The sequence below is a fragment of the Clostridium beijerinckii genome (assembly GCF_036699995.1).
Taxonomy (GTDB): Bacteria; Bacillota; Clostridia; order Clostridiales; family Clostridiaceae; genus Clostridium; species Clostridium helianthi.
Map to the genome: position 1 here is coordinate 2,011,896 of NZ_CP144906.1, position 18,693 is coordinate 2,030,588.

The following is an 18,693-nucleotide window of genomic DNA, read 5'->3' on the forward strand; positions in this document are numbered from 1 at the left end:
TATTTGAATTTTTCTTGGAGCTTTATAAATACTAGATATATTTATAGCTATAAGTTAAAGTATATATCTAAATAAAATAGGAATATAACATATTTAATTATTTCACTTAGCTTAGGCTATGACGAGGATCTTTATAATTAATAACTTTTTATTAATTATAAAGATCCTTTTGTTATGAAAAAATGTAAATAAATTTTATTCATATATATTGAGCAATTATAGTATAAATAAAAATATGAATATAATGTATGGTTGCAATGGAAGGAGAAAATTTTGATGAAAGTTCAAGTTGATATATTTTCAGGTTTTTTAGGTGCTGGAAAGACAATGCTAATCAAAAAATTGTTGTCAGAAAAGGTTTATGATAATAATACGGTTATTATTGAAAATGAGTTCGGAGAAGTTGGAATAGACGGAGACATATTAAAAGAAAGTAATATTGAAATTAAGGAGATAAATTCTGGATGCATTTGTTGCCAGGTATCTGGAAACTTTGGAGAAGCTGTTTTAGAAGTTATAAGTAAGTATAATCCGAACAATATAATAATCGAACCCTCAGGAGTAGCAAAATTAAGTGAGATATTAAATATTCTCCAAGAAAAGAAGTTTCAGCATGAGCTCGAAATTAGAAATATTTTTACTTTAATTGATATTAGAAATTATGATATGTATTTGAAAAATTTCAAAGAATTTTATGAGAATCAAATAAAAAGAGCAAAAACTATAGTTTTAAGCAGAAGTCAACTTGTAGATAACAAAAAGATTGATGCAACTATAGATTCTATAAGAAAGTTAAATTTGAAAGCTAAAATAATATATAAACCATGGGATTTATTAAAAGGAAATGATTTTCTTAGTACAAATGTAATAAATGAAAAAAGAAAAATTTTTGCTGCAAATTCTGGCATTAGCGCTAACACAAGTAAGCAGATGAGAAGAGAAGTAAATCATAGTGCAAATGAAATTTTTGAAAGTTACCCTATAGACCTTGAAGAAAATATAAGTATGCTTGAAATCCAAAAAAAATTCGAATTTATTTCAACTAATGAGAAGTTCGGAAGAATAATAAGAGCTAAAGGTGTTTTTAAGGCAAACGATGGAGAGTATTATCAATTTGATTATGTACCTAATGAATTTAAAAGTAGAAAAATCAGATGGTCAAATAAGAAAGTGGTTTCAATAATTGGTAGTGAGTTAAATAAAAAGGAATTAGAAAGGCTATTTATTAGGTAAATATAAAAAAAATTATTATTAGAACTTTGTAGAGAGGTGGTGGAATTATGAAAATACATATTGAGATTGTGACTGGTTTTTTAGGAGCTGGAAAAACGTCATTTATAAATTCACTTTTAAAAGAAAGTTTAGTTGATGGAGAAAAAATACTGGTCTTTCAATTAGAACAAGGAGAAAAAAAAATTGTATATTCTAATAGCATAAGTAATTTTGTAAGGATACAGGATGTTTTAGATATTAAAGATCTTAAAGAAAAAATGATATATTCAATAAAGAAATATAAACCTAACAGAATAATAATAGAATATAATGGAACTTCTGATTTAAAAGAATTATTCGATATATTGAATGAAAGAATTTATAGAGAATGTAGTAAGATTACTACTGTATTCTTCGTCGCAGATGGCAAGACATTAAAACAATATATTGACAATATGGGAGGCTTCATAATACCTTTTATACAAAACGCCAATATGATTGTTATTAATAATATAGATTATTGCAAAAAAGAAATTTTAAATGAAGGTTTTAAAAAAGTTAAGAACATAAATCCTAAAGCATTTATTTTAAGAGTTAGTAATAAGTATATTTTAAATTCTACACTTAGGGAAGCAAGGGTATTGGACAATGGTTATTTAAAAAAAATAAAAATTAAAATGATAAACTACAAAAAAAATACTAACATAAAATATGAGGGAAATGAGGAAAATGTATGAATCTTTATAAGAAGAAGGTTAAAGCTTTCTTTATTATAAGTGTAGTAATACTATCAATATATATATATAATAAATATCCAACTCTTATATATATTGAAGTTATAGGAGATTTTGCAAGTATATTTACAAGTATAATTCTTGAGGCAATGCCATTTATCATAATAGGATCCCTCATATCTGCTATAATTCAAACATGTATATCAGAAAGGATTATTGCGAAGATAATACCTAAAGCAAATATTTTAGGATATCTAGGAGCTGCTTTAATAGGACTTATTTTTCCGGTTTGTGAGTGTGCGATTGTTCCTATAACAAGAAGGCTTATAAAGAAAGGTGTACCTGTTGGGTTTGGAGTAACATTTATGCTTGCTGTACCTATAATTAACCCTGTTGTAATAATGTCTACTTACTATGCATTTTACGATAAAAAAATTATGGTGCTTCTTAGAATAGTTGGAGGGTTTATAGCTGCAATTTTAATTGGGATGATAGTAAATTCGCTTGAAAAAGATAAGAAAGGTTTAGTAATAGATTTTATAGATAATGATAGCTATTGTAACTGTGGATGTAATTCATATGTGGAAAATCAAAATAAATTAAGAGCAATAATAGAACATACAAATAGAGAGTTCTTGGATATAATGGGATACTTGATACTTGGGACATTTATATCTAGCGTATTTCAAGTGGCGGTATCTCATGGAGAAATAAATTTTATTTCTAATAATAAGATTTTAGGAATAGTTGTAATGATGTTGCTTGGATTCTTTTTATCTCTTTGTTCAGAAGTAGATGCATTCGTAGGAAAAAGTTTTTTAACTAACTACTCACTTAGTGGGGTTACAGCATTTTTAATTTTAGGTCCAATGCTTGATTTAAAAAATCTTATTATGATTATTGGAGCCTTTAAAAAAAGTTTTGTACTTAAATTAAGTATAAGTACAATAGGTGTTGTATTTGTAATCTCCTTTTTATTCATGATGTGCGGAATATAAAGATGCACTTTAATGATAGTAATTTAAATATATAAAAAGGAGCTGAAAATAAGTGAAAAGATTTAATTTTGATGAATTTTTATGGTTCATTGTTCTTATCTTGCTAGATTTGTCTATAATATATTTAATATCTACTGGAAGTATAGGTTTTTATATAGGTAGTAATATGATTAAATATTTTTATATTACTATAATAATGATAAGTATAATTACTGTTTTTCAAATAAAAAATATATTTACGCCTAAAGGCAGCATGAATATTAAAATAAAATTATTTCCAATAATACTAGCCTTAATAATAGGCTTCATATCTATTAATAAGCAACAAACATTTAAACATTCGGAGCTGAATTTAGAAATTTTAGAAAACAAAACAAGTGTTATTGATAGAAAGTCATTATATGAACATGAATTTGAGTATAATTTTAAAAAGAGCAACACAGGAAACAATGAAGAAACTATAAGAATTGACGAACATAATCCTACAATGCTTGATGATATACGAATAAATCCAGAAAAATATATAGGAAAAAAATTAGAGATACATGGATTTGTATGCAAAGAAAATTATTTAAATAAAAATCAAATAATTATAGGAAGGATTATAATGACATGCTGTGCTGCTGATTCAAAAATTGTTGGAATAGTTGGAGATTATGATAAATCGTACCAACTAAAAGAGAATGATAAGATTAAGGTTATAGGGGAAGTAGGTAGCTCGGTGATTAGAGATGAAAGCGATGTAGAGCATAAAATACCATCTATAAAAATAGAAAAATTAGAGATAGAAAATTAAAGTTAAACGTATATTCATGGAAATCACTAATAAAAGTAATTTATTAGGTAAAAAAAGCATGAATATACGTTTAATATGATTTGATTTAAATTTTAATCCAGTAGTATTTTATATACAAAATTCACAACCGCTTATCCTTATTTAGAAGGATCTGATAAAATAATTGTTACATAAGAAATTTTACCATTTGGTTCATTATTAGAAACTACATTGATCTTAAATGTATCAAATTTATTATTCCATTCAAGTCCAGCTGGAGATATTGTAGAATCCGAATCATCTGCGTTTATTCCTACTAATTTTAAGATGTTAATTCCGTCAGCTGGATATTTCATTTCTGACTTAGGAATTATCTTAATTTCATTACACTTTGAATCTTTATATTTTATCTCGAAACTATAATTATCTTTTTCATAGGTAGCTTTATCGTCTTCTTCGCTAATAGCTTTTCCTAAAAGTTTCTCGATTTCACTCTTGTCTTTATATTTGAAATCAGTCAAAGAAGCAATTTGTTTAACTTCCACAGTTGGTTTGTTATTTTCGCCAACTATTTTAGTATTACTTTGAGGGGATTGTTCAGTTGTAGATGTTGTGGAAGACTGCTCCGTTGTATTTCCATTATCCAAATTTGCAGAATCTTTAGTTTTTCCACAAGATATTAATGCAGTTGAACTAACTGCTGCAATTAACAATAGACTAATGATTTTCTTTTTCATAAAAATTTTCCTCCAACATTATGTGTATATTTTAGTGAGTTTTTTTGGATATAAGTCCTAAATAACATAGTTCATTGTTCTATAAATACATGATAAGTTTATGATAAACATTTATGAATTGAACTTCTTAGAACATATATACCCGTTACATCACTACCGATTATAACACCGATTAATTTGGGTAATTGTTTACTTAAGAAAACTTTAATAAAATAATAAGTTATTATTAACTATTAGCGTTAATAAAATTGGCGGAAGAAAATCATAAATTAAAGTGAAGGCACATTAATAATTAACTGATTTTTATATAGAGAATAATTAGATTAAATATAAAAGAGTATGCAGAGATTTTAGCTAATTATAAAAATGAAAGGATACTTATTTTAATCATTCAAGTGAAAAAATAAGTATCCATAATACTAATTTGCTTAAGCTTTATTAAGTATTATAATGAAATTTTATTTGTTAAATTTGCTACTATAAGATTTATTTTTTTGCTCATATTGCTTTGTATTAGAGTTATAATTAGCATCTTCTAAAACTCCGCCAAAAACTTTCTTTTCTTTAAATTGTATATTAAATTCTCTCTCGTATTTTTTTATTATATTAAGCTGTTGAACAGTTAAAATACATATAGAAGTGCCATGAGCGTTTCCTCTAGCAGTTCTTCCCGATCTATGTAGATATTCGTTTAATTTCAATGGCAAATCCAAATGGAAAACATGAGTTATATCAGCAACATCAAGACCACGAGCAGTGACATCTGAAGAGACTAATATTTTTATTTTACCTGTTCTAAAACTTTCAATTGCAAGTTTTCTATCTTCCTTGGAAATCTTTCCGGTCATGGCAAAACAATCTTTACTATGATAATTAAGTTTTGCTGTTGTTAATTCAATATCCTCATTGTTATTAACAAAGATGATTGCTTTTTCTGGTTTCGCAGCCACAAGAACTTTTCTTAAGGTTTCAAACTTATCACGTCTTTCACATATGATAAACATATGCTCAATATTAGGATTTATTAAAGGCTTATCTTCACTTTTTATTATTATTGGTTCCTTCATTAAAGACTTTGCAGTTTCCAATGTTTCAGGTTTTATAGATGCTGAAAATAGCATAAGCTGTCTATCCCTCATTGTTGATTTAACAATGTCTTTAGTAATATTAGATCTCTTCGGATCTAATAAATTATCTCCTTCATCAATTACTATTGTTTTTATAGTATGAGCAGTTATTTTTTTCTTTCGAATTAGATCTAGAATTCTACCTGTTGACCCAACAATTATGTGAGGTTTTATTTCTTTAAGTTTCTTTATTTGATTATTTATATTAACATCACCAATAATAGATAGTGAAGTTATAGGAAATGATGAGTTCTCAGCAAGAAGCTTAATTTGATCTTCTATTTGCTTAGCAAGTTCATGTGTTGGGGCCAATATTATTCCTTGCATTTCTCTCTTTGATGTATCTATTTTATGAAAAAGAGGCAATAGATAAGCCAATGTCTTACCACTTCCAGTAAAGGCTTCACCAATTATATCTTTACCCTCAAGAGCAGGTAAAATAGAGTTGGCTTGAATTGAAGTTGGTATATTAATGTTTTGTTTTTGTAGTCCTTCTATTATACTTGAATTTAAATTTAAATCACTAAATGAGTTAATCATTAATTTCTCCTTTTATCGTTGAATAATTTTTCTAGATATATTGCTAATTAATTATATCCTTATTATGTGCATTTTTCTAGTTAAAGTTACATAATTCAGGTCATATATTATCTAATGTATGAGGAACCTATATTTTGCATAAGAGATACCTCTGAAATTAAAAATTGAATCTAAAGTATAGATTGAATTGCAGAAATAAAAAATAAACCAATAAATAGTGTTTGAAAACTAGATAAGAATGGTATAATAAGAAAGATTTATATAATTTATGATTAATATAATTTAATAAGATAACTGAGGTGAAAATTTAATATATGAACAATAAATTCACTAAATTTAACATAAGTGATGAAATATTAAAATCAATTGAGGGACTTGGGTATAAAACTCCATCAAAAGTTCAAGAAAAAGTTATACCAGAAATACTTATGAATAAAGATATCATAGTTAAATCACAAACAGGAAGTGGAAAAACAGCGGCTTTTGGTATTCCTTTATGTGAGAAAGTAGATTGGAATGAAAATGTTCCACAAATTTTAATATTGACACCGACTAGAGAACTTGCTGTTCAAGTAAGCGAAGATATAACTAATATAGGAAGGTTTAAAAGAATAAAAGCTGTTTCGATTTTTGGTAAAGAGCCTATATCTGAACAGGAGAGAAAATTAAGACAGAAGACGCACGTAGTAGTTGGAACTCCGGGAAGAATTATAGACCACTTGGATAGAGGTACTCTTAATATAGATAAAATTAGGTATTTTGTTATAGATGAAGCTGATGAAATGCTTAATATGGGATTTATAGGGCAAGTTGAAGGTATTATTAGAAGACTTCCAAAGAAAAAAGTTACTATGTTATTTTCAGCAACAATACCAGAGGAAATAAAAGTATTATGTGATAAATATATGAATAAACCTATAGATATAAGTATTAAAAATCAAGAAATCACTAACGAAAATATAGACCATAGTTTATATTATATTGACTATGAAGAAAAAATAGAAAAACTAAATGATATTTTAATAATGGAGAAACCTGAGACAGCTGTTATATTTGCGAAAACTAAAGATAATGTAGATACAGTTTTTCAATGGTTAAAATCTAAAGGGTACTCTGTAAATAAAATACATGGAGGAATGCTTCAAAATGAAAGATTAAGCATTATGGATAGATTTAGAGCAGGTGATTTTAGAATACTTGTATCAACAGACCTAGCTTCAAGAGGAATTGATGTTAAAGGAATTACTCATGTAATAAATTACGATCTCCCGGTAGAGAAGGAAGCATATGTACATAGAATAGGGAGAACAGGAAGAGCTGGTGAGAAAGGAAAGGCAATAAGCTTCTGCGTTAAGGGGAAGGATAAGCTTTTGAACGAAATTGAAGAGTTTATTGGGTTTGAAATTCCTGTCTATAATTTACCTGATAAAAAGGCAATTGAAAAAGAAAGAGAAGATGGGATTAAAACACTTAAAAGTAAACCGAAAGTGAAAGAACAAAGGTCAAAAGATATAAATAGCAACATAACAAAGATTTATTTAAATGGAGGCAAAAAAAAGAAAATTCGCCCTGGAGACATAGTTGGTGCTATTTGTAAAATAGAAGGTATTAAGTCTGAAGACATTGGAATAATAGATGTCCAGGATTCAGTATCATATGTTGATATATTAAATGGAAAAGGAAAAAGAGTTATAGAAGAGTTAAAAAATATAACTATAAAAGGTAAAATCATTAAAGCTGAAAAAGCAAAAAAATAAGTATGTTAATATAAAATTTTAAAGGATGTTAACATAAATAATATTAAGTGGTATTATAGATAGTGAATATGAAATCTTATTAAATATAGGAAATAAAAGTAAATTAATTACTAGTCTTTTTCATTATAAAATTATAAATGCCATATTACTTAAAGGAAGATAAGCTTAAGATGTTAAGATTTTAGCAGAGAATAGAATATAGGTGAGCATTTAAATTGGTTTAGGTGTATTATATATATAGCTTAATATTTGATGACAAAAAACTAAAATATTAATAAATAATAATGTATTATAAAGAGGTGTTATAAAAACAATGATCTTAGATAGAAATGAAAAATGTTGGTGTGGCAGTGGTTTGAAATATAAAAAATGTCATTTAGAATTTGATGAAAAAATTGAAAGTTTTAAAAGAAAAGGCCATATAGTACCACCAAGAAATATTATAAAAAGTCCAAAAGATATAGAAGTAATCAAAAGAAGTGCTAAGATTAATGATGGGGTTTTAGACTTGGTTTCAAGCAAAATTAAAGCAGGAATGAGCACTGCTGATATAGATAAATTAGTATATGATTATACTATAGAACATGGGGCGATTCCAGCACCATTGAATTTTGAAGGTTTCCCAAAGAGTGTATGTACATCAATAAATAATGAAGTATGCCATGGAATCCCAGATGAAAATATTATAATCAAAGATGGAGATATTATAAATGTAGATGTTTCTACGATTTTGGATGGATATTATTCGGATGCATCTAGAATGTTTATGATTGGCAATGTTAGTGAAGAAGCCAAAAGATTAGTAGAAGTAGCCAGAGAATGTATGATAAAAGGAATCGAAGCAATAAAACCTTGGGGATTCTTAGGAGATATAGGTGCAGCCTGTCAGGAACATGCTCATAAAAATGGATATACAATAGTAAGAGCATTAGGTGGACATGGAATAGGTAATGAATTTCATGAAGATCCATTTGTTCCCCATATAGGGGAGAAAGGAACAGGAATGTTGCTTGTTCCTGGAATGATTCTTACCGTAGAACCAATGGTTAATCAAGGAACTTATGACGTTTTTGTTGATGAAGAAAATGAATGGACTATTTATACAGCCGATGATAAATTATCAGCTCAGTGGGAACATACAGTGTTAATAACTGAGACTGGAATAGAAATTTTAGCTAAGTAATATATAGGGTAGTTAAAAGTGGTTTTTAAATCAATTTTGACTACCTTGTTTAATGGAAGTATTAATCTAAGGAGTATTATTAAATGGATAATGTAGCTTTAAATTATTTGGAGAAATATTATGGATATAAGTCATTTAGAAAAGGGCAAGAAGACATAATAAGTAAAATAATAAATGGAGAAGATGTACTTGCTATAATGCCAACTGGAGGAGGAAAGTCAATTTGTTATCAGATACCAGCACTGATGCTAGAAGGAATAACAATAGTAATTTCACCTCTAATATCTCTAATGAAAGATCAAGTAGATACGCTAAAGGATATGGGGATAAAAGGCGCTTTAATAAATAGCACACTGAGTGCTATAGAAGAAAAAGAAGTAATAAACAATCTGGAAAATAGTGAAATAAAGATTCTTTATATAGCCCCTGAAAGATTAGAATCTTTTGAATTTTTGAGTTTTATTTCCAAATGTAATATTTCCCAAATAGCTATAGATGAAGCTCATTGTATTTCTCAATGGGGACATGACTTTAGGGGAAGTTATAGAAAAATATCACATTTTATAAGTTTACTTCAAAAGAGGCCTATAATAACAGCATTTACTGCAACTGCATCACAGGAAGTGAGAGAAGATATAATAAATCTTCTTAAATTGAATAATCCTAAAGTCTTTATAACAGGTTTTGATAGAGAAAACTTATCTATAAGCGTGATTAAAAGTGGTAACAAAAAGGAATATTTATATAAATATATAGAAAACAATAAAGAAGTTTCAGGAATTATATATGCTGCAACTAGGAAAGAAGTCAATAATTTATATGAATCTTTGCAAGCGAAAGGGTATAATGTGACTTGCTATCATGCGGGATTATCTGAAAGCACTAGAAAAGAAAATCAAGAAAATTTTATATATGATAGGGCTGACATTATGATAGCAACCAATGCTTTTGGAATGGGGATAGACAAACCTAATATAAGATATGTTGTACACTATAATATGCCAAGAAATATTGAAAGTTACTATCAAGAGATTGGAAGAGCAGGAAGAGATGGAGAAAAGAGTGAATGCGTATTATTATTTTCACCTCAAGATGTTCAGGTCCAAAAGTATTTAATAGAAAACTCAATAGAAGATGTAGAAAGAAAGAACAATCAATATAGAAAGCTCCAACAAATGATGGATTTTGTATATAGCAATTATTGTTATAGAAAATACGTCTTGGAGTATTTTGGAGAAACATATAATGGGCAATGTGATAATTGCAGTAATTGTTTGAGTGAAGGAGAGTTTGTTGATAAGACAATAGAAGCGCAAAAAGTTCTTTCGTGTATATACAGGATGAAAGTTAAATTTGGAATTGGAATGCTTGTAGATGTACTTAGAGGATCTAAAAATAAAAAAGTTATTCAATTTCATTTTAACGAGCTTTCTACTTATGGATTAATGAAAGAATATTCAGCAGAAGATCTCAAAAACTTTATTAATACATTGATCTCTCATGGATATATTAATGTGGTTGAAGGTACATATCCAGTGTTGAGTTTAAATGATAGATCAAGAAGAGTATTAACGTCTCAAGAAAAAGTTCAATTAAAAGAGTTTAGAGTAGAAAAGAAAGCTAGTGAAGACAATGAACTTTTTGAGATTCTTAGAAATCTAAGACAAGAACTGGCAAAGGAAAACAATGTTCCACCATATATAATATTCGGCGATGTTACATTAAAAGAAATGGCTGTAAATTATCCAATATCAAAATATGAAATGCTTAAAGTTTCTGGAGTTGGAGAAGTAAAATATAATAAATACGGAAAAGTATTTGAAGATGTAATACGTAATTTTGTAGAAGAACATGAAATTGTGATACCTGATCATGATGAAGGTTTGTTAGGTGAACAAAAGAGTATAAATAAAGATGAAGAATCTAGATTAGAAGTTAAAACAGACTTAGAATTATACGAGAGATTAGACAATGCAAGAAAAGAATTCGCTAAAAAAGAAAGAGCATTACCACAAGCAATACTGACAATGAATACTCTAAAGGAAATAAGCGGAAGATACCCAATTTCTTTAGATGAATTAAAAGATATAACAGGCATGGGACCTAAGAAAATAAGTTCGTATGGAGAAAAGATAATAAATATAGTAACCGAATATTTGTCAGAAAATGATAGAGAAGTAGAATGGATTGAAAGAAAAAGAAGAAAGGTTATAATTGATGGAGAGACTAGAGAGAATGATCAAATCTCAATAGATATGCTTAAGCAGAATATAAATATACATGAAGTATCTCAAAAATTAGAGGTCTCAATTTCAACTATCCTAGGGTATGTAACAGAGTATATAAAAGAGTTTGGAGAAAATATATTCCATGTAAATTTAGAAGAATTTTATAATAAAGAAGATGAAAAGCTAATAATAGATGTATGCCAAGAGCATGGATATGATAAGATAAATGTACTAAAAAAAGAACTACCTTCACATATAAAATATGAAAGCATAAGAGCTGTAATTTTAAAAAAGTACTATTTGTAGCCAACTAATAAAATCTATTAGGTTATTTTGAACCAAATTAAGTGCATCTAAGAATATTACTAATTTTTATTAAATATATTTAATAGTGGAATAGAAGATAGAGTAAAGAGGTGTAATTAAATTGGATCCATACGAGGTTTTAGGCGTTGAAAAAACAGCTTCTGAAGAAGAAATAAAAAATAAATTCAAAGATATTTTGGAAGAATATACACAAAATCAAAATGAGACCACCAAACAAAAAGTTTTAGCTCTTAGTGCGGCATATGAGCTCATTATTAATGGTAATCTATATAAAGAAATTCGTGATTTAGTCGATAATAAAAACTTTTCTGAAGCTGAAGCAAAATTGAACTTAATAAATAATGCGAATTCAGCAGAATGGAATTATCTTCAAGGTTTTATATCTGTTCAAAAGGGATGGTTTGACAGTGGGCTTAATTACTTGAAAAAAGCTGTAGAATTAGATCCTAATAACCATGAATATTTGGACAGCTTAAACAAATTGCAGTCAAGAGTCATTGATTATATGAAAAAATATGCAAATAAAAATGTTAAACCTAATTCTAATAATATGAATGCTTGCGGTGGAGATAATAATAGTAGTGGTAACGGGGGAATGTGTTAGTATATATGTTGTAATTAAATTTCAAGATTCTACTCTTAATTGAGCGCTTTGCTTACTAGAGTTTTAAATGTAAATTTATTATTAAAACATATATATATCTATATTAGGACTTTAAATTTAACATATATAGATAAAGTTTATAATTTGTGTTGAAATTTTGAAACATTTATGTTATTCTAAATAAGCAGTTGGTACGTAAAGTGCTAATGTGGAGCTTAGAGTGTCCTTCGCCGGTCTCTAAGCTCCTTTTTGTTTTAGTAAAATATACTGTAATTAAATTAAAAATTAAATTTATGTTTTAATAATATAAATATGTGAATGATATCTTTTGTTAAATTAATAAAAAAAGTGTTAGAAATTACATTAATAAGAGAAAAAAAGTTCTATAAATATATTTTTCAACCAACAAAGTTAAAAATATATTTAATACATGATATAATAGTAAGTATCAGTTTAGATTTTACGAAAGCATTTTTATGAAATGTTAAATTAAGCCTAGAAATTAAAGTTTTACATTTGTTTAATAAAAAGTACCAAAACTTATATTTTTTTTTGTATATAATAATGACCGGAGAAGGGAGCGTATGTCATGCTCGAATGTGTTTTAATAGATTTAAATGTTGATAAGAACACAAGTATAAATGAACTTATTGAAAATCATATGCCTTTTATAATAAAAAGTATTTCAGATGTGACAGGTCGCTATGTATCTTGCGAAAATGATGAAGAACTTAGTGTTGGATTACTTGGTTTTCATGAGGCAATTGAAAGATACGATAATGAGAAGGGACATTTTTTATCTTTTGCAAAATTGGTAATTGGAAGTAGAATAAAGAATTACTTAAAAGGTGAAAATAAGCATAATCATTCATCTTTGGACGAATTAGTGGACAAAGGTTTGGATTTTAGAGATGAATATTTTGAGCCTAAAGAAGATAATAGCATGTTGCTGGAAGAAATAACTACCTTAAAGAATGAAATAAGTTCGTTTGGTTTTACTTTGGAAGATTTGGTGAATGAAGCTCCCAAACAACAAGCAACGAGAAAGAATGCAATTAATTTATCAGAAGAAATATCAAAGGATGAGGAATTTTTATCTTTTATGTATTTAAAGAAAAGATTACCAATCAAAAAGATTGTTTTGAAGTTTTCAGTTACAGAAAAGGTAATAAAAAGAAGCAAAAAATTTATAATTTCTGTTGTAATAATAATTGATAAAAATCTCAGTGCTTTAAAAAATTGGATCAGAAAGTAGGTGAAAAGAATGAATAGGGGAATAATAATGGAAATTAAAAAGAGTTATGCCATAGCTTTAAATGATAATGGCATAATGGAAAAGATTGCACCTAAGAAAGATATGAAAATAGGGCAAAAAATATTTTATTTTGAAGATGATGTTATTAAGTCTAGTAATGGTGGGACTTATAGGTATAATAACTTTATTAAGTCAATTGGAGCAATTGCAGCGTTGTTTTTAATAGTATTCACCTTCTTTCATACTATGAAATCTGATACAGCATATGCAGTTGTTAGTTTAGATATCAATCCTAGTATACAGATAGAAGCTGATAGTAAATTAAAGATTATTAGTGTTGAAGGTGTAAACAATGATGGAAAGAATATAGATTTTACTGATGTTAAAGGTATATCTCTTGATGAAGGAATACAAAAAATAAAAGAGAAACTTATAGAAAAAAAATATTTAGATACTAATAGGGAAGTATTGGTTGGATTTGCATTTATAAAAAATGAAGATAACAGTGCTTATGAGAAAGATATAAAGGACGTTATTCAATCTACCTTTAATACAGAAAAAGTTACTTATGTTAAAGGTGATAAGGAAGATGTTGATGAAGCTAAGACAAAAGGAATAAGCTTAGGAAGATATGAAGCATCTCTAGTGGTAGATGAGAGTACAAAGAATAAAATAGATGTAGCACCAGTAAAAGAAATTACTGCAAGTATAAAAGATAAAGAAAATGTAACTCAGTGGGATGCAAAAGATGAAAAAAATAGTGATGTCGTTACTCCTGCTACTAGCTCAAATTCAGATGCAAAACCTGAAAAAACAACTGTAGATAAGCCTGAGATAAAAGGAGCAGCTGATGATTCATTACCTAATATTGGTACAGGGAAAACTATAGATAACACTAAAAAAGAACAAAAGGATGATGGTGTATTAAATTTACAACCAGAGGTCCCAGCACAAAATGAGAATGATAACAAGGGAAATACACCAGTGACAAGTCCTACAAAGGATGACAATACTATTAATATAGGTCCAGATAACGGAACTATTGTAAATAATCCTACGTCAGGAAAAATTCAGGAAGATCCTAATAAGACTATACAAGTGCCAAAAACTGACGAGAATACAGCTAATAAGACTGTTAAAAATTAATGAGTTATTTAAGGGTAGATTTATCTAGATGAATATCATCAAAGATAGATCTACTTTTTATTTGCCTTATACTTTAGCTAAAAAAAATAAATTTAGCAGTAGGAAAATCGTATTAAAAAAGAGGACTAGAATAAAAAATTATAGTATACTTACTAGTAAGTATTATTAATAAGGATTTGGGGAGATTAAAAATGATAAAAGAGCTATTAAAAGATAATATACTAATATGTGATGGGGCAATGGGAACATATTATTCAGAAGTAACAGGTAATGATGTATCTTATTGCGAATTTGGTAACTTAAATGATAAAGAAACTATAAAAAGAATACATAAAGAGTATATTGAAGCTGGGGCTAAACTAATTAGAACAAATACTTTTTCTGCTAATACATATGATCTTGGAGTATCGTTAGAAACATTAATGGACATAATTAAATCAGGAATAAACTTAGCTAAAGAAGTAACAAGAAATACTTCTGTTTTAATAGGTGCAAGTATTGGACCTATTAAAACAGATAATTTAGATGAATTTAGCAATGAAGTTTTAGAAGAATATAAATATATAGTAGATTGCTTTTTAGAAAATGGGATAGATATTTTTATATTCGAAACTTTTAGCAACTATAATTACCTAAAAAAAATAAGTGAATATATTAAGTACAAGAACACTGATAGCTTCATACTTACTCAATTTGCTGTTAAGCCAGATGGATTTACAAGAGATGGGTTAAGTGCAGCTAAATTGATTAAAGAAGTACGAAATACAAAATATATAGATGCATTTGGGTTCAACTGTGGTTCTGGTCCAGCACATATATTGGAAATTGTTAAAAAAATTGATATAGAAAATGAAATTGTTTCAGTATTGCCTAATGCAGGTTATCCAGAGATAATTCACGAAAGAACAGTTTATCCAAACAATCCATTATATTTTGCAAAAAAAGTTAATGAAATAAGGTCTTATGGAGTTTCTATTATAGGGGGATGCTGTGGAACAAATCCAAGCTATATTAAACAACTAACCCAAATAGTTAATGAGAATTCTAATGTAGTGAATGCTAATACTAAATCTGAGCCAAAAGTTAAAAGTTTTGAGAAAAAGGCTAAGAATACTTTTAAAGATAAGCTCGAAAATGGTGAGTTTGTTGTAGCTATCGAATTATCGGCACCAATTGATACAGATATATCAAGAATTATAGATGGAGCCAAGATATGTAAAGAAAACAATATTGATTTAGTAACAGTTCCGGATTCACCAATGTCGAAGGTTAGGGCAGATTCGACTATTATATCATCTAAAATCAAGAGAGAAATAGGAATTGAAGCTATGCCTCATATTTGTTGTAGAGATAAAAATACTAATGCAATAAGGTCAAGTTTAATAGGATCTCATATTGAAAATATAAGAAATATCCTTGCAATTACTGGTGATCCTATATCTGATGCGAGTAAAGTTGAAACAAAAAGCGTATTTAACTTAAATTCATTTAGGTTAATAGAATTAATAGAAAGCATGAATGAAGAAATATTCAAAGAAGATAGTATTTATGTAGGCGGTGCTTTGAATTTGAATGTTTTAAATAAAGAAGTAGAATATAATAGAATGATGAAGAAGATAGAAAAAGGTGCAAAGTTTTTTTTAACACAACCTATCTATGATGACAATGCTATAGAGTTCTTGAAGATGATTAAAGAAAGGACTAATGTAAAGATTTTAGCAGGATTACTTCCGGTTGTAAGTTATAGAAACGCAATGTTTTTAAATAATGAGCTTCCTGGAGTAACTATACCAGATAAATATGTACAAATGTTTTCGGAAAATATGAGCAAAGAAGAAGCACAAGAAATCGGTGTAAAAATTACTGTGGAGATAGGAAAGAAACTAAAAAATATTGCGGATGGATTATATTTCATTACTCCATTTAATAGGGTTAATATGTTAATTGAAATCATTAAGCAGATTAATGCCTAAATCATTATAATTCTTATATGAATAATAAAAGACAAGAGGGATTTTTATGAATGTTGGTCTCATTAGACATTTTAAAGTTGATTACCGTAAAAGTTTTTTTATGACATCAAAAGAATTTAAAATTTGGGAAGAAAATTATAATATAAGTGGTGTAATTAGAAAAGATGTAGAGCTTATGGGAATAAATTGGGATAAGTGTTATTCTAGTACTCTTATAAGAGCAATAACTACAGCACAACATGTATATAATGATAATATAATTCAAAATGATCTAATTAGAGAAACTATTATTGATCCAATATTTAAAAGTAATTTAAAGCTTCCGTATTGGTTTTGGGCAATTGGTGGAAGAATAGCATGGTATTTCAATCATAAATCTCAACAAGAAAATAAGAGTATTACAAGAGAGAAAGCTGAGAAGTTTGTTGATTTATTATTAAGTGAAACCATAAAAGAAGGTACAGAAAATATTTTAATTGTTACCCATGGTTTTTTTATGTATAGTCTTCAAAAAGAATTGAAGAAAAGGGGCTTTACAGGCAAGTTAGTATACAGCCCTAAAAACGGAACTTTATATTTATATAAAAAATAATAGAGTAACTATAAATTTATGTTTGAGCAAAACTTTATGTAATATAAAGAAATATAAGGACAGGGTCAATAAAATATGCTATCTTTTATGATAAAAAGTATAGCATATTTTTTGATATATATTATTGAAATAAGTACTAAATTAAGTTAGTATACTTTATATACAAATGATGATAAGGAGGAAGATATATGATAAATAATGATAATTTGATTTGTGAAGCAAATAGATGCTTACTATGTAAGAAGCCAGCTTGTAAGTTTAATTGTCCAGTAGAAACGCCTATACCTGATATTATAAATATGTATAAGGAAGGAAAAATTGAAGAAGCAGGAGAAATATTATTTGAAAATAATCCGCTTTCAGCAGTATGTTCATTAGTATGTATTCATGAAGACCAATGCAAAGGAAATTGTATAAGAGGGATTAAAGGGGAACCAATAAGATTTCATGATATAGAGCAAGAAATATCTCAAAGATACATAGAAGAAACAAGGTTTAAAGCTGTTTCTAAAAAGAAAGACCGAGTTGCTATAATTGGTGGTGGTCCAGCAGGAATTACTATTGCATTTATACTAGCTAAGAAAGGATACAATATTACTATTTTTGATGCGCATGAGAAGATAGGTGGGGTACTAAGGTATGGAATCCCAGAATATAGGCTGCCAAAAAAATTAATAGATTCTATTGAAGATAGATTAATGGAGCTTGGTGTAAAAGTTAGGCCTAATACTCTTATTGGCCCTGTAATAACATTAGATAGACTGTTTGAGGATGGCTATAAAGCAGTGTTTATTGGCACAGGAGTATGGAATCCAAGAACATTAAATATTAAAGGTGAGACTTTAGGAAATGTACATTTTGCTATTGATTATCTAAAATCACCAGAGAACTATAAGTTGGGTAATAAAGTGGCTGTTATTGGAGCTGGTAATGTAGCTATGGATGCTGCAAGAAGTGCAAAAAGAAATGGAGTTGAAGATGTTACAATAATATATAGAAAAGGCTTTGATCAAATGTCTGCAACCAAGCAAGAAATAAGAGAAGCTAAGGAAGATAAAATTAATTTTGAATTATTTAAATCGCCATTAGAAATAACAGAAGATGGAATAAAGTTAGTTAATACTGAGAATGTAGTAGAGTCAGATGGAAAAATTCAAAACAAAGTTATTGAAGAAAAGGAAGAGTTTTTTAAATGTGATTCAATAATTGTAGCTGTAAGTCAAACCCCTAGAACTAATATAGTTTCAAACACAACAGAATTAAATACCAATAAGTGGGGATTACTAATAACTGATGATAAAGGAAATACGACTAAAAAAGGTACATTTGCGTCAGGAGATGTTGTTACTGGTGCTAAAACTGTAGTAGAAGCAGTAGTGCAAGCAAAAATAGTTGCTCAAACCATTGAAGATTACTGTGAAAACAACTAAATATAAAAATTAAATATAACATTGATAAATTGAGGAAAAACAGTTAAAATCGTATAGGTTGCAAAAATAAATTTT

The 18,693-nt window shown here is 27.9% G+C and carries 15 protein-coding genes; 13 read left to right on the forward strand and 2 right to left on the reverse strand.

Translation table 11 applies throughout. From position 1 onward, the window contains the following. The first annotated feature begins 276 nt into the window (after positions 1 to 276). Genes PZA12_RS09420 through PZA12_RS09435 form a run of 4 tightly spaced genes read left to right on the forward strand, consistent with a single transcriptional unit; the run spans position 277 to position 3,740 of the window. Positions 277 to 1,233, forward strand: coding sequence for a GTP-binding protein (locus PZA12_RS09420; protein WP_078117071.1), 957 nt, complete (start codon positions 277 to 279; stop codon positions 1,231 to 1,233). A gap of 47 nt (positions 1,234 to 1,280) precedes the next feature. Then, positions 1,281 to 1,949, forward strand: coding sequence for a GTP-binding protein (locus PZA12_RS09425; protein WP_078117070.1), 669 nt, complete (start codon positions 1,281 to 1,283; stop codon positions 1,947 to 1,949). Then, positions 1,946 to 2,944, forward strand: a complete 999-nt coding sequence (locus PZA12_RS09430; RefSeq protein WP_077837033.1) for a permease — start codon at positions 1,946 to 1,948, stop codon at positions 2,942 to 2,944. Before PZA12_RS09425 ends, PZA12_RS09430 begins: the two co-directional genes overlap by 4 nt. A gap of 52 nt (positions 2,945 to 2,996) precedes the next feature. Then, the gene (locus tag PZA12_RS09435) at positions 2,997 to 3,740 is read left to right on the forward strand and encodes a hypothetical protein (RefSeq protein WP_078117069.1); all 744 of its coding nucleotides are present in this window, start codon (positions 2,997 to 2,999) and stop codon (positions 3,738 to 3,740) included. A 137-nt stretch (positions 3,741 to 3,877) separates the two neighbouring features. Here PZA12_RS09435 and PZA12_RS09440 read toward each other — a convergent pair whose 3' ends face one another. Together PZA12_RS09440 and PZA12_RS09445 are read right to left on the reverse strand one after the other, a co-directional pair. Beyond that, positions 3,878 to 4,456, reverse strand: a complete 579-nt coding sequence (locus PZA12_RS09440; RefSeq protein WP_078117068.1) for a hypothetical protein — start codon at positions 4,454 to 4,456, stop codon at positions 3,878 to 3,880. 458 nt (positions 4,457 to 4,914) lie between these two features. Then, positions 4,915 to 6,123: a DEAD/DEAH box helicase gene (locus PZA12_RS09445; RefSeq protein ID WP_078117067.1), complete on the reverse strand. Its 1,209-nt coding sequence runs from the start codon at positions 6,121 to 6,123 to the stop codon at positions 4,915 to 4,917. 314 nt (positions 6,124 to 6,437) lie between these two features. On the opposite strand from PZA12_RS09445, the gene PZA12_RS09450 reads away from it, so the two are divergent. The 9 genes from PZA12_RS09450 to PZA12_RS09490 all read left to right on the forward strand — a co-directional run bounded on the left by PZA12_RS09450 (position 6,438) and on the right by PZA12_RS09490 (position 18,618). Further along, positions 6,438 to 7,880: a DEAD/DEAH box helicase gene (locus PZA12_RS09450; protein ID WP_078117066.1), complete on the forward strand. Its 1,443-nt coding sequence runs from the start codon at positions 6,438 to 6,440 to the stop codon at positions 7,878 to 7,880. A gap of 313 nt (positions 7,881 to 8,193) precedes the next feature. After that, on the forward strand, positions 8,194 to 9,063 hold the full coding sequence (locus PZA12_RS09455; RefSeq protein ID WP_078117065.1) for a methionyl aminopeptidase: 870 nt from the start codon (positions 8,194 to 8,196) through the stop codon (positions 9,061 to 9,063). Positions 9,064 to 9,146: 83 nt separating this feature from the next. Beyond that, positions 9,147 to 11,597, forward strand: a complete 2,451-nt coding sequence (recQ, locus tag PZA12_RS09460; protein ID WP_078117064.1) for a DNA helicase RecQ — start codon at positions 9,147 to 9,149, stop codon at positions 11,595 to 11,597. A 121-nt stretch (positions 11,598 to 11,718) separates the two neighbouring features. Then, positions 11,719 to 12,222, forward strand: coding sequence for a J domain-containing protein (locus PZA12_RS09465; protein WP_077845120.1), 504 nt, complete (start codon positions 11,719 to 11,721; stop codon positions 12,220 to 12,222). Positions 12,223 to 12,811: 589 nt separating this feature from the next. Beyond that, on the forward strand, positions 12,812 to 13,477 hold the full coding sequence (gene sigI / locus PZA12_RS09470; protein WP_026887261.1) for an RNA polymerase sigma factor SigI: 666 nt from the start codon (positions 12,812 to 12,814) through the stop codon (positions 13,475 to 13,477). Between the two features lie 9 nt (positions 13,478 to 13,486). Beyond that, positions 13,487 to 14,623, forward strand: a complete 1,137-nt coding sequence (locus tag PZA12_RS09475) for an anti-sigma-I factor RsgI family protein (RefSeq protein WP_078117063.1) — start codon at positions 13,487 to 13,489, stop codon at positions 14,621 to 14,623. A 191-nt stretch (positions 14,624 to 14,814) separates the two neighbouring features. Beyond that, positions 14,815 to 16,596 (forward strand): bifunctional homocysteine S-methyltransferase/methylenetetrahydrofolate reductase, encoded by a 1,782-nt coding sequence (locus PZA12_RS09480; protein WP_078117062.1) that lies wholly within the window; start codon positions 14,815 to 14,817, stop codon positions 16,594 to 16,596. Between the two features lie 46 nt (positions 16,597 to 16,642). Next, positions 16,643 to 17,188, forward strand: a complete 546-nt coding sequence (locus tag PZA12_RS09485) for a histidine phosphatase family protein (RefSeq protein WP_078117061.1) — start codon at positions 16,643 to 16,645, stop codon at positions 17,186 to 17,188. A gap of 188 nt (positions 17,189 to 17,376) precedes the next feature. Next, positions 17,377 to 18,618 carry an NAD(P)-dependent oxidoreductase gene (locus PZA12_RS09490; protein ID WP_078117060.1) on the forward strand — a complete coding sequence of 414 codons (1,242 nt, stop codon included), beginning with the start codon at positions 17,377 to 17,379 and terminating at the stop codon, positions 18,616 to 18,618. The last annotated feature ends 75 nt before the right edge of the window (positions 18,619 to 18,693 follow it).

Bases quoted from the DNA above. Each gene is read 5' to 3' on its own strand.
- recQ (WP_078117064.1), top strand. From the start codon at position 9,147: ATGGATAATGTAGCTTTAAATTATTTGGAGAAATATTATGGATATAAG.
- PZA12_RS09485 (WP_078117061.1), top strand. From the start codon at position 16,643: ATGAATGTTGGTCTCATTAGACATTTTAAAGTTGATTACCGTAAAAGT.
- PZA12_RS09490 (WP_078117060.1), top strand. From the start codon at position 17,377: ATGATAAATAATGATAATTTGATTTGTGAAGCAAATAGATGCTTACTA.
- PZA12_RS09445 (WP_078117067.1), bottom strand. From the start codon at position 6,123: ATGATTAACTCATTTAGTGATTTAAATTTAAATTCAAGTATAATAGAA.
- PZA12_RS09425 (WP_078117070.1), top strand. From the start codon at position 1,281: ATGAAAATACATATTGAGATTGTGACTGGTTTTTTAGGAGCTGGAAAA.
- PZA12_RS09475 (WP_078117063.1), top strand. From the start codon at position 13,487: ATGAATAGGGGAATAATAATGGAAATTAAAAAGAGTTATGCCATAGCT.
- PZA12_RS09420 (WP_078117071.1), top strand. From the start codon at position 277: ATGAAAGTTCAAGTTGATATATTTTCAGGTTTTTTAGGTGCTGGAAAG.
- PZA12_RS09430 (WP_077837033.1), top strand. From the start codon at position 1,946: ATGAATCTTTATAAGAAGAAGGTTAAAGCTTTCTTTATTATAAGTGTA.
- sigI (WP_026887261.1), top strand. From the start codon at position 12,812: ATGCTCGAATGTGTTTTAATAGATTTAAATGTTGATAAGAACACAAGT.
- PZA12_RS09455 (WP_078117065.1), top strand. From the start codon at position 8,194: ATGATCTTAGATAGAAATGAAAAATGTTGGTGTGGCAGTGGTTTGAAA.
- PZA12_RS09450 (WP_078117066.1), top strand. From the start codon at position 6,438: ATGAACAATAAATTCACTAAATTTAACATAAGTGATGAAATATTAAAA.
- PZA12_RS09440 (WP_078117068.1), bottom strand. From the start codon at position 4,456: ATGAAAAAGAAAATCATTAGTCTATTGTTAATTGCAGCAGTTAGTTCA.
- PZA12_RS09480 (WP_078117062.1), top strand. From the start codon at position 14,815: ATGATAAAAGAGCTATTAAAAGATAATATACTAATATGTGATGGGGCA.